At 39.9% G+C, this 12,252-nt stretch carries 10 protein-coding genes; 2 read left to right on the top strand and 8 right to left on the bottom strand.

What is annotated here, in order from left to right; translation table 11 throughout:
- Positions 1-384: 384 nt before the first annotated feature.
- From ACFQWC_RS18460 to dnaA, 8 genes are all read right to left on the bottom strand, one after another.
- Positions 385-1,467 carry an HD-GYP domain-containing protein gene (locus ACFQWC_RS18460; RefSeq protein ID WP_299745614.1) on the bottom strand — a complete coding sequence of 361 codons (1,083 nt, stop codon included), beginning with the start codon at positions 1,465-1,467 and terminating at the stop codon, positions 385-387.
- Positions 1,468-1,602: 135 nt separating this feature from the next.
- Entirely contained in the window at positions 1,603-4,146 is a 2,544-nt protein-coding gene (gene gyrA, locus ACFQWC_RS18465) for a DNA gyrase subunit A (protein ID WP_299745612.1), read from the bottom strand.
- Positions 4,147-4,254: 108 nt separating this feature from the next.
- Positions 4,255-6,180 carry a DNA topoisomerase (ATP-hydrolyzing) subunit B gene (gene gyrB / locus ACFQWC_RS18470; protein WP_299745633.1) on the bottom strand — a complete coding sequence of 642 codons (1,926 nt, stop codon included), beginning with the start codon at positions 6,178-6,180 and terminating at the stop codon, positions 4,255-4,257.
- 48 nt (positions 6,181-6,228) lie between these two features.
- On the bottom strand, positions 6,229-6,483 hold the full coding sequence (gene remB, locus ACFQWC_RS18475) for an extracellular matrix regulator RemB (protein ID WP_113969423.1): 255 nt from the start codon (positions 6,481-6,483) through the stop codon (positions 6,229-6,231).
- A 9-nt stretch (positions 6,484-6,492) separates the two neighbouring features.
- A complete protein-coding gene (gene recF / locus ACFQWC_RS18480) occupies positions 6,493-7,611 on the bottom strand; it encodes a DNA replication/repair protein RecF (RefSeq protein WP_044340281.1) in 1,119 nt (372 codons plus the stop codon).
- A gap of 17 nt (positions 7,612-7,628) precedes the next feature.
- Complete coding sequence (gene yaaA / locus ACFQWC_RS18485; RefSeq protein ID WP_044340280.1) at positions 7,629-7,847, bottom strand: S4 domain-containing protein YaaA; 219 nt, start codon at positions 7,845-7,847, stop codon at positions 7,629-7,631.
- Between the two features lie 221 nt (positions 7,848-8,068).
- The gene (gene dnaN, locus ACFQWC_RS18490; RefSeq protein ID WP_044340279.1) at positions 8,069-9,205 is read right to left on the bottom strand and encodes a DNA polymerase III subunit beta; all 1,137 of its coding nucleotides are present in this window, start codon (positions 9,203-9,205) and stop codon (positions 8,069-8,071) included.
- A gap of 206 nt (positions 9,206-9,411) precedes the next feature.
- Complete coding sequence (gene dnaA / locus ACFQWC_RS18495) at positions 9,412-10,758, bottom strand: chromosomal replication initiator protein DnaA (protein WP_299745599.1); 1,347 nt, start codon at positions 10,756-10,758, stop codon at positions 9,412-9,414.
- 753 nt (positions 10,759-11,511) lie between these two features.
- Here dnaA and rpmH point away from each other — a divergent pair.
- Positions 11,512-11,646, top strand: coding sequence for a 50S ribosomal protein L34 (rpmH, locus tag ACFQWC_RS18500; protein ID WP_034764748.1), 135 nt, complete (start codon positions 11,512-11,514; stop codon positions 11,644-11,646).
- A gap of 166 nt (positions 11,647-11,812) precedes the next feature.
- Positions 11,813-12,187: a ribonuclease P protein component gene (rnpA, locus tag ACFQWC_RS18505; RefSeq protein WP_299745595.1), complete on the top strand. Its 375-nt coding sequence runs from the start codon at positions 11,813-11,815 to the stop codon at positions 12,185-12,187.
- Positions 12,188-12,252: the final 65 nt, after the last annotated feature.

A 12,252-nucleotide genomic window follows, 5' to 3' on the forward strand; every position in this document is an offset into this window, starting at 1 on the left:
CGTTCGTCCTGAGCCAGGATCAAACTCTCCGATAAAAGTTTGAATAGCTCTTTAAAAATAAATCTAGAATTAACGTTGACGTATTGTCTTGTTTTGTTCAGTTTTCAAGGTTCAATGTGTAAGTGCTCCGTTTGAAGCGACCTTTATAATATATCATTTATCGTTATTATCGTCAAGGTGTTTTTACTATTTTAGAAAAGTTTTTTCTGAAACAATTATGTAATGCCTTTCGGACAACAAATAATATTATACATACTATTGGACGTGTTTGCAAGAGGTAAATCCAAATAAATGAACCATAGGTTGGTTACTCAACCTATGGTTTACTTAATAGGCTCATTTAAGTGGTTTATAAACGATTGTATAATGACGCCCCCTAAATTTCTAAACAAAAACTTCTGATATATAAACCTCTTTTTGCTGAGACAGGTCTAAAAGATCTTCAGTTTTGTTTATTTTTACGATGGGCTTAGTATAAGCACCTGGCTTGGTGTACATCACTTCTCCGTACTGGCCGGTGGAGAGCCTTACTGAGGTACCCGTCCTCAGGTCTCCCAGTAGTTGAAGAAGACTATTGACGACTTTGATATCGAATTTACCGAATAAATCCTCACTGATCATATCCAGAACCTTAAAGACCGGCTGCTTACTTCTATATATTCTTTCTGATGACATGGCATGAAAAACATCGGCGATTCCAACAACCTGGGAGTAAAGATGAATACGGTTATTTTTCTCGGATGACGGGTAGCCTGTACCATCAAATCGTTCATGATGTTGGAAGATCGCCAGTTTTGTCTCCGTTTTTAACAATGGAGTGTCTTTAACCATTTTATATCCGTTGGCTGTATGGAGCTTCACTTCTTTAAATTCACCCTCTGTTAAAGGCTGTTCCTTTGTTAATATGTGTGGACTGACTTTGGCCATTCCACAGTCTGCCAGAATACCTGCTAAAGCCAACTGGTTCACCTGACCTGAATTTAAGCCTAACTTCTTACCCAGGAGCGCGCTTATGATACTCACCGATATGGCATGATGATAGAGATAATCTTTTTTTGTTGAATATTGATGGAGAGAATACACATATGTATGGTTACGTTCAGCCTTTTGAATAACCGGGAGTATTAATTCTCTCACTCTTGCAACATTTACAGCTGTGCCTGATTGCCAGTTCATGAATTCTTTCTTAAATTCCCTGATGGTCATCATATAGAGATCGAAGAAACCGAGTGGCTCATTGATTTCTTCCACCACTATCTCTTTATCAGTAGAGACTGGTGTTCTAAATGGATGTCCATCCGATTTTGTTTTCTCTATTATGAGTTCAGTAATATGAAACGCTTGAAGGATTTTCAAATGTTCTTCTTCAAGTACTGTATTCTTTGGAATAATAGGGGTCGCTGCCATTCCCATAACATCTTCTGCTACGATGCATCCTAATTGTATCTCTCCACGATGTACCTTCAACTATGAACACCTCACTTCTAACCTTTTTCTTCTAGTTTATTTTACCAAATTTAACAGGTTATAGTTATTATTCACAAAAAAAATAAGCCGTTTCCAGTATGAGAGCCTCATTACTGGAAACAGCTTACCCTTCATTTATTCTTCTGTATCATCACTTATGTCTTCAACATCTTCAGAAGATGTTTGGTCTTCGCTGTCCGGTTGTTTAATTCCCTCAGCAGTTTCAACTGGTACTTCCGTTTCTTCTTCATCTTCTTTTTCAACTTTGGCAACTGTTGAAACAAATTCGCTTTCTTGAAGACGGATCAGCTTGACTCCTTGAGTGTTACGACCTGTAGTGGAAATATCATTCACGTCCATACGGATAAGGACACCATGTGCTGTGATGATCATTAAGTCTTCTTCACCTGTAACAGCTTTAACAGAGACCAGCTCTCCGTTACGTTCCGTCACGTTGCATGTTTTTAATCCTTTACCTCCACGTGTTTGAACTCTATATTCACTGGCAGGAGTACGTTTACCGTAACCATTTACGGTTACAACTAACACATCACTCTTCTCTTCCAGGATTTCCATTCCAACAACAATGTCATCGTCACTTAGGTTAATCCCTTTTACCCCGGTAGCTGTTCTTCCCATTGAACGAACATCCGTTTCAGGGAAACGAATGAGCATACCTTTTTTCGTTCCGATGATCATATCTTTTTCACCATCAGTCAGTTTGACGGAAATGAGCTCATCATTTTCTCGAAGATTAATGGCGATCAGACCGTTCGTACGGATATTGGCGAAATCTGATACCGGCGTACGTTTTGAGATACCCTGCTTGGTTGTAAAGAATAAGTACCAGTCGTCCACGAATTCTTCCACTCGAATCATGGCGTTGATCCACTCATCTTTTTCTACCCCAAGGAGGTTGATGATCGGAAGTCCTTTAGCAGTACGGCTGAATTCAGGAATTTCATATCCTTTCGCGCGGTATGCTTTTCCTTTGTTTGTAAAGAATAGAATCGTATCATGGGTTGATGTTGTCAGTAGGTGTTCAACGAAGTCTTCATCATTGGTACCCATTCCCTGGATTCCTCTTCCCCCACGCTTTTGACTGCGATAGGTCGATACAGGCAGGCGCTTGATATATCCGTTATGAGTAAGGGATACGACAATGTTTTCTCTTGGAATTAAGTCTTCATCTTCGATATTCTCAATTCCACCCGCTACGATTTCTGATCTTCTTTCATCATTGAAGCGTTCTTTGATCTCAATAAGCTCTTCACGGATGATTTCAAGAACTTTTTCATCATCTGCCAGGATCGCTTTCAATTCTGCAATCTGCTTCACTAGTTCTTGATACTCGTCTTCAATTTTTTCCCGTTCTAATCCAGTTAAACGTTGAAGTCGCATATCCAGGATCGCTTGAGCCTGCTTGTCAGAAAGGGAGAAATTCTCCATCAATCCTTGTTTCGCAAGTTCTGTTGTTTGAGATCCGCGAATAAGGGCGATAATTTCATCAATATGATCTAAGGCGATTCGTAAGCCTTCTAAGATATGGGCCCTTGCTTCAGCTTTGCGCAATTCGAATTCCGTTCTACGACGAATGACCACGCGTTGATGCTGTAAGTAATGATATAGACACTCTTTTAAATTCAATACCTTAGGCTGCCCATCAACAAGTGCCAGAAGGTTAATACCGAAGCTTGTTTGAAGAGCCGTTTGCTTATATAGATTATTAAGCAAGACATTCGCATTCGCATCTTTTCTTACTTCAATTACGATACGCATACCATTACGGTCCGATTCATCACGTAAATCTGTGATGCCATCAATTTTCTTATCACGAACAAGATCGGCAATCTTCTCGATCAGTCTCGCTTTATTTACTTGATAAGGAATTTGATGAACGATAATCGTTTCTTTCCCGTTGCTTTTTTGTTCAATTTCCACACGGGCACGCATGGTGATGGAACCTTTACCTGTTTCATAGGCGCGACGGATCCCGCTTCTTCCTACAATTAATCCAGCAGTTGGGAAGTCAGGTCCGTAGATGAATTCCATCAGCTCTTGAATCGTAATGTCGGGATCTTTACTTAATGCAAGGATTCCATCGATGACCTCTCCAAGATTATGAGGTGGAATATTCGTTGCCATCCCTACAGCGATACCTGAAGAACCGTTCACTAACAGGTTAGGGAAACGGGCAGGTAATACTTCCGGCTCTCTCTCGGTACCATCATAGTTATCTTTATAATCAATTGTATCTTTATTAATATCACGAATGAGTTCCATAGAGATCTTGGACATACGTGCTTCTGTGTAACGCATGGCCGCAGCTGCGTCTCCATCAACAGAACCAAAGTTACCATGACCGTCTACAAGCATGTAGCGATAGTTGAAATCCTGTGCCATACGCACCATCGTGTCATAAACAGCAGAGTCACCATGGGGGTGATACTTACCGATTACTTCACCGACGATACGGGCTGATTTCTTGTATGCTTTATCTGCCGTCATTCCCAAGTCATTCATCGCATACAAAATACGACGATGTACAGGTTTCAGACCGTCACGGGCATCCGGTAGTGCACGGGAAACGATAACACTCATCGCATAATCCAGGAAAGACGAGCGCATTTCACTACTTATATTAATCTCTTTAACATTCGATCTCGGTGTTTCTGCCATAGTAAAAGGGACCTCCTTTTAAAGAAAGATTTATACCTTTCTCATTCTTTACCTTGTCCGCTATGTAAAAGACAGGATAGCACGCATGTCTATCCTGTTTATTTTATTTTAGATATCCAAATTCTTAACGTAAGCTGCGTTTTCTTCGATGAAGTTACGTCTCGGCTCAACTTTGTCACCCATCAGGATATCAAAGGTTTCGTCAGCCTCAATCGCATCTTGAAGACTTACTTGCAGCAGGGTTCTTGATTCCGGATCCATCGTCGTTTCCCAAAGCTGCTCAGGATTCATTTCTCCAAGACCCTTGTAACGCTGGATTCCAGGTTTAGGTGTCGGGGAGATTTCTGCAAGGATGCGATCCAGTTCTTTATCATTGTAGGCATACTCGATTTTCTTCCCTTGTTGAATTTTGTACAAAGGAGGTTGAGCGATGTAGATGTAGCCTGCTTCAATGATATTTCTCATGTAGCGATAGAAGAACGTTAATAATAGTGTACGAATATGTGCGCCATCAACGTCGGCATCGGTCATGATCACGATTTTATGGTATCTCGCTTTTGCCAGATTGAAGTCTTCGCCAATCCCTGTGCCTAGAGCGGTTATAATCGCACGGACCTCGTTATTTGAGAGGATCTTATCCAAACGTGCCTTTTCTACGTTGATGATTTTACCCCGCAAAGGAAGAATGGCTTGGAAATGACGATCACGGCCTTGTTTAGCAGATCCGCCGGCTGAGTCACCCTCAACCACGTAGATCTCACTGATGCTTGGGTCTTTGGAAGAACAGTCTGCTAATTTACCAGGTAAGCTGGAAATCTCCAGGGCACTCTTACGACGGGTAAGCTCCCTTGCTTTTTTCGCAGCCAGTCGGGCACGTGCAGCCATTAGTCCTTTTTCTACCACTTTTCGTGCGACAACCGGATTTTCAAGTAAGAACGTTTCTAAATGCTCTGAGAAAAGGGAATCCGTAATCGTTCTTGCTTCTGAGTTTCCGAGCTTTGTTTTTGTCTGACCTTCGAATTGAGGATCAGGATGTTTAATCGAGATAATGGCTGTTAATCCTTCACGAACATCTTCCCCTGAAAGATTCGCATCGCTCTCTTTAAACACGTTATTTTTTCGGGCATAGTCGTTAATGACCCTCGTTAAAGCCGTTTTAAATCCGGACTCATGGGTTCCACCTTCGTGAGTGTGGATATTATTGGCAAAGGAATAAAGATTACTTGCGAAACCGTCATTGTATTGAAGGGCGATTTCAACTGTAATTTCGTCTTTCTCGCCTTCGATGTAAATCGGCTCTTCATGGATGACTTCCTTCGAACGGTTAAGGTGCTCAACATAGGACTTGATTCCACCTTCATAATGGTAGTCCCTTCTTTTCCCTTCTCCGCGCTTATCTTCAATACTGATTTGGATCCCTCTGTTTAAGAAAGCCAGTTCGCGAATACGGTTTGCAAGTGTGTCATACTCGTATTCAGTCGTTTCAGTAAAGATTTCAGGATCTGGAGTGAAGTGAATGATCGTTCCCGTTTTATCCGTTTCCCCGATCACCTTAAGATCAAAGCTTGGAACACCTTTTTCGAATTTTTGATAATAGATGTTTCCATCACGATGAACATGAACTTCAAGTTCTGTAGAAAGGGCATTTACAACTGATGCCCCAACTCCGTGTAGACCTCCGGATACTTTATATCCTCCGCCGCCGAACTTACCACCGGCGTGAAGGACCGTCATGATTACCTCAACGGCAGGACGTCCCATTTTTTCGTGAATACCGACAGGGATACCACGTCCATTATCTGTAACAGTGATACTGTTATCCTCTTCGATGATGACTTCGATTTCATTACAGTAACCGGCTAACGCTTCATCGATACTGTTATCAACGATTTCCCACACCAAGTGATGCAGACCTCTTCCGCTTGTTGATCCAATATACATACCAGGTCTTTTCCTGACAGCCTCTAATCCTTCTAAAACCTGAATCTGATTTTCATCATAGGACTGACCTTGTTGAGCTTGTTTTTGTTCCATAGCCATACTGATTCACCTACACTTTCTAACCTTCAGGGCTTTATATTTCTATAATAAATTCTCATAGTTTGAGTATTTCTTTGATCGCTTCTTCAACGTGCTTGATGCCAGTGGTGAAAGATACAACTGATTAGACGTGATAACAAGAGATTTATATGAACCCTTTGCAAGATTACAAAGGTTTTTATCTTTCGTTTTTAAAAAGTGTTGTATTTCTTCTGAAAATTGAACGGTGTCTCGATCAATAATTGCAATGATTTCATCTGTACGTACCATGACATCTTCTCCAACATGTATGTACAAGGTAACACCTCATTTCAGTCTTTTCATTGATCCGGCTTCCACTTCAAAAGTAGTCGCTTCGTTTAAGGTTTGATGATCAATTCCATCCACGTTTGTCGTCGTGACAAAGGTTTGGACTTTTCCCTGGATGGTATTCAATAAATGTGACTGTCGATAATCATCTAATTCTGACAAGACATCATCAAGAAGTAAGATGGGATATTCTTTAATTTCAGAATGAATCAGCTCAATTTCTGCAAGCTTCACAGATAGGGCTGTTGTCCGCTGCTGCCCCTGAGATCCGAATGTTTGAACATCCCGTCCATTCACAATAAATTGAAGATCATCCCGATGTGGGCCGACCAGGGTCACACCGCGATCAATTTCCCGCTCTCGGATACCATCAAATTTCTGCTCATATATATCTACCATTTTTGACCATTCTTGATTATCTGATACATCCAAAGACGGTTTATATACGATTTCTAAGGTTTCTAAGTTCCTTGAAATCCCGGAATGGATCGGTTTTGCCCAACTTTCTAATAGCTGAACGAACTCAAAGCGCTTCTTCGTAATTTTTACAGCCATCTCTATGAACTGTTCCGTCAAGACATCCAGCATGGTCTGGTCTTTTTGTTTTCTCGTTTGCAATTGTTTCAGATAATGGTTCCGTTGCTGTAATATTTTTTGATAAAGGCTGATATCATGTAAATAAACAGGAGAAACCTGACCGATTTCCATATCAATAAAACGACGCCTTACTTGAGGGCTCCCTTTTACTAAATGGAGATCTTCAGGCGCGAACATGACAACATTCATATTGCCGACATATTGACTTAGTTTAGATTGTTCAAGGTGATTACTTTTCGCTTTTTTTCCTTTTTTTGACAGGACAAGCTCCAATGGTAACGCGCCATTATATTTCTGAATCCTACCTTTTATTTTAGCATATTCCTCGTCCCAACGGATTAAATCTTTATCATTTGAAGTCCGGTGGGATTTAGCCATAGCCAGTACATAGATAGACTCCATAATATTGGTCTTCCCTTGAGCATTCTCTCCAAGAATTACGTTCACCTTATTTTCGAAACTCACGTCGATTGATTCGTAATTTCGATAGTTTCTTAATTCTAATTGTTCAATGTACATGGAAATAACACCCTTTATTATTCTCCAGCAACCACAAATACTCCTACTTCCGGAATTTCAATTGTGTCACCAATTGTGAGTTTTCTGCCTCTTCTTTGGTCTTGTTCGCCATTTATGTATACTTCATATTCACTTAAGAACCACTTCGCCATCCCGCCGGACTGAATTACTTCAGCAAGCTTCAGGAATTGTCCCAATGTGATGATTTCTGTTTCAATGGTGATCTCTTTCGCCACTAAAATCACTACTTTCCGTATAAAGTCTCTAATATCTTATTTTACTCTAAATGGAGTTAAGTCACAACTAACGAAAAATCAGCAAGGACTCGCAGAGCAATTTGTCCTTGTTATCATTGGATTTTTCATTGAATAGACGAGAGGAATTCCTTCAATTACCAGATGAAGTGTAGAAAAAGAGCCAATACCTCATGTGAAAGGCATCGGCTCTTGTCTATTCATTAGTACGTTCTAACTGGAAGAATCAACTGAAGGATCGAATCATCATGAAGTGGTTTCAGTACGAACGGTCTCATGGCTCCAGTGAAGTTTACATAAATTTCGGTTCCTTCAATGGCCTTTAACGCATCCATCATATATTTAGCACTAAAGGAGATCTTCAGTTCTTCTCCTTCAATGGACTGGCTTTGCACCTGTTCGATTACTTTCCCGATCTCTGGTGTGTTAGACGAAATCTCAATCATGCCGCCATCCAGAGTTGAAAGTTTCACTACGTTGTTTCTTCCTTCTCTGGCAAGTAATGACGCACGGTCTATCGCTTGTAAAAATTCTTTCGTATTCAGCGTTAGTTCTGTTTTTGTATCTGAAGGAATCAATCGACTTGTGTCAGGGTAATTCCCTTCTAATAATCTTGAGAAGAATAATAAGTGCTTCGCTTTGAATAGCACTTGGTTTTCAGTGATCACGATTTCCACAGGCTCTTCAGTATCATCAAGGATTTTATTCAGCTCGTTTAAGCTTTTCCCTGGAATCACAATATTGTATGAAGCATCATGATTTGTTTCAATTGGCGCTTTTCTCATCGCAAGTCTGTGACTATCTGTTGCAATACAGCTTAGTTCCCCGTTTTCAATCTGACAGTTTACACCTGTCAAGATGGGGCGTGTTTCTGAGGTGGACACTGCAAATACGGTCTGTCTGATCATCGTTTTTAGAAGATCGGTTGAAACTTTAATTCCGTTTCCTTCTTCAATCTGAGGAAGATGTGGGTACTCTTCCGGATCTAAACCGTTTAAATTAAATTCCGCCTGCCCCGAACGAATAACCGTTTGGAAATGATTTTGAACTTCAATTTCCACTGTATCTTTAGGTAATTTCTTAACGATTTCACTAAAGAACTTAGCTTGAAGAACAATTCCTCCAGTTTCCATGATCTCTACAATTTCTGAACCTTCTTCCTCATTCGGAATAAAAGATTCAATTGAAATATCTGAATCACTACCTGTTAATGTTACGCCATCTTCAGTAGCAATGATTTTTATTCCTGTAAGAATGGGAATGGTTGTTCTTGACGTTACTGCTTTCATGACATCTTGGACGCTTTGAACAAGATAGTCCCTTTGAATAACAAATTTCATGATTTATTCCTCCAATTTGCAAATAATTTTATGGACTGAATCATATACTAATAATTTATTTAAAAAATAGTAATAGAAGTAGTAGGGCCTGTTGATATGTGGATAAGTGTGTGGATTCAACGTAAACACAGCCTATCCACATGTGGACAGACTGTGTGCTAGTTTGTCTTAGTTATTCACATTATCCAGTTTTTTTGTGTGTAAGATTAACTCTTCAAAGACTCACGAATTTCTTTCAGTTGCTGCTGAAGAAGAGCATCTGCTCCGAGTAATGTACTGATCTTCTCATGAGCATGAATGACAGTCGTGTGATCCCGACCGCCGAACTCTTCACCGATCTTTGGAAGTGAAGAATCCGTCATTTCCCTGGATAGATACATAGCGATCTGTCGGGGAAACGCAATGGACTTTGTTCGTTTCTTGGCCTTAAAGTCTTCCAGCTTCACATTGAAGTGCTCTCCAACGACACGTTGAATTTCCTGGATGGTGATAACCCGCGGTTTTGAGCTCGGAATGATATCTTTCAAAGCTTCAGCTGCCAGATCAGCGTTAATATCTTTATTTATAAGAGAAGAGTACGCAACAACCCGGATTAAAGCGCCCTCTAACTCACGAATGTTTGAATCGATTTGATTAGCTATATAAAGCATGGCTTCATTTGGAATGTCCAATCCTTCAGCCTTTGCTTTTTTTCGTAAAATCGCAATTCTCGTCTCGAGATCTGGCGGTGTTATGTCTGTAATAAGACCCCATTCGAATCGAGAGCGAAGTCTGTCTTCGAGTGTCGGAATTTCTTTCGGTGGCCGATCACTGGAAATGACAATCTGCTTGCTTTCTTCATGTAAGGTATTAAAAGTATGGAAAAATTCCTCTTGTGTTTGTTCTTTTCCTGCTAAAAATTGAATGTCATCTATTAATAAAACATCAACGCTGCGGTACTTATTGCGGAAATCGACTGCTTTATTGTCTCGAATGGAGTTAATGAATTCGTTCGTGAATTTCTCAGAGGATAGATAAACCACTTTAGCAGCAGGATTATGCTCCAGTACATAATGTCCGATCGCATGCATTAAGTGAGTTTTACCCAGTCCCACTCCACCATAAATAAACAAGGGATTATAGGCTTTTGCAGGTGCTTCAGCCACAGCTAAAGAAGCAGCATGGGCGAAACGGTTGCCCGAACCGATGACAAAGGTGTCGAATGTATATTTAGCGTTCAGCATATTTTGATTGATATCCTGCTGATCATCGTCTTTCATCGATTTCTTTGGCGGTAATTGAATATCAAACTCTTCCGGCTCCTGGTTTTGAGGAATGATGAATTTCACGACCAATTCTTCGCCCGTTATATCATACAAAACCCCGGAGATTAATTGAGAGTAGCGTCCTTCTAACCAATCCCGCGCAAATTCATTTGGAGCTGTAATGACAAGAGTGTCCCCTTGTATGGAATGTGCCTTAGTCGACTTTAACCAAGTGTCAAAGCTCGGTTTGCTTATCTTTTTTTCGATGCTTTCTAAGGCTTTGCTCCAAAGATCCCCGATATTCTCCAATCCTGATCCCTCCTTTTCTCAGTTTGTATAACTTCTGTACAACAATTATGTGCTATAACATCCGTTAACTCTCGATATCTAATAAAAATACAATGCGATGAATGTGGAAAATATATATAATAAGGAAAGAAAATGGTTTTTCGACAATATCCACCACTTGTGGACAACGTTTTACAAACCCTCTGAATAAGTTACCCACATGATATCCACAAATTGTGGATAACCCGATTTCGTAAATAGAGTTATTAAGAGTGAAAACACAATAATCATATCAAAATATCCTAGGGGGTGCAATGCTTTTTAAATTCTATCCACAACCTGGGGACCTTGTGGAATTGTTTTGTCCACAAGCTATGAACTTGTGAAAAAGTTGTCAATATGTGTTGTGGATAATTTAAAACGGTGTCGAATCCTATCCACAGGCAGGTTGAATAGAGAAATTGAAGATGATTTGTAGAAGGAGAAAGATCTAGAAGAAATTTCGTTATTTGAAAAAAGAGATGTTTTATTTTAAATAAAAACTGCAGGCTAAGTAAGTTGATTGGAGCGGAAATCAACCAGTACTCGCTTGTTGGAAACTATCAGCTAAGATTAACGATGATTACTAATGACTTACTTCAGAAAATCTATTAATGCAAGAACAGAAGCAAAAAGAAAAATAATATGAGTGTTGACTTTTTATGGGTACCGTCTTTATAATAGTGAGGAATGTCTTTAACTTTTATAAAGATATCCTTCAGGGAGGTGTCATAGATGAAAAGAACGTTTCAACCAAATAATCGCAAAAGAAAAAAGAACCACGGTTTCCGTGCACGTATGAGCTCTAAAAACGGACGCAATGTTTTAGCTCGTCGTCGTAGCAAAGGAAGAAAAGTATTATCTGCTTAGACCACTGAACTGACTCAGTGGTCTTTTTTTTCCTTTATATCCAAGGGGAAAGACGATTTGGCTCGTTCTTATAGAGAATAAAGAGAAAAATCACTTATAATTTCAAATGAATGAGCCAATAATGTCGAGGATACATCAAGACAAAAATGAAAATTAGGTGTGGTCAATGCGGAAAGATCAGAGAGTGAAGAAAAATAAAGAGTTCCAGGAGATATTTAAAAAAGGAACATCCTTTGCAAATCGGCAATTCGTTTTATATCTATTGAAGAAAGAAGAGCCTCAACCGTTTCGAATCGGGATCTCGGTAAGTAAGAAAATCGGGAACGCAGTTTGTCGAAACCAAATAAAGCGATATGTCAGGCAGGCTTTCTTAGAGTTACAAGAAGACGTACAAGATCAGTACGATTATTTAATCATCGCCAGAAAACCGGCGGCCGAAATGAATTTTCATGAGGTGAAGGGCAGCCTCACCCATGTGCTAAAAAGAGGAAAAGTGTTGAAAAGATCCTCTAATGGCAAACATGATAGAAAGAAGTCATAACATTTTACGATATTGACAGGTTTCGTCATCACAATCCTATGAAAAGATGTTACAATACGAGAGAT

Source organism: Rossellomorea sp. GCM10028870 (assembly GCF_042666755.1).
Lineage (GTDB): Bacteria > Bacillota > Bacilli > Bacillales > Bacillaceae_B > Rossellomorea.

Excerpts from the sequence above, each read along its gene's own strand:
- recF (WP_044340281.1), bottom strand. The coding sequence starts at position 7,611 with ATGTACATTGAACAATTAGAATTAAGAAACTATCGAAATTACGAATCA.
- rnpA (WP_299745595.1), top strand. The coding sequence starts at position 11,813 with ATGCGGAAAGATCAGAGAGTGAAGAAAAATAAAGAGTTCCAGGAGATA.
- dnaN (WP_044340279.1), bottom strand. The coding sequence starts at position 9,205 with ATGAAATTTGTTATTCAAAGGGACTATCTTGTTCAAAGCGTCCAAGAT.
- gyrB (WP_299745633.1), bottom strand. The coding sequence starts at position 6,180 with ATGGAACAAAAACAAGCTCAACAAGGTCAGTCCTATGATGAAAATCAG.
- rpmH (WP_034764748.1), top strand. The coding sequence starts at position 11,512 with ATGAAAAGAACGTTTCAACCAAATAATCGCAAAAGAAAAAAGAACCAC.
- gyrA (WP_299745612.1), bottom strand. The coding sequence starts at position 4,146 with ATGGCAGAAACACCGAGATCGAATGTTAAAGAGATTAATATAAGTAGT.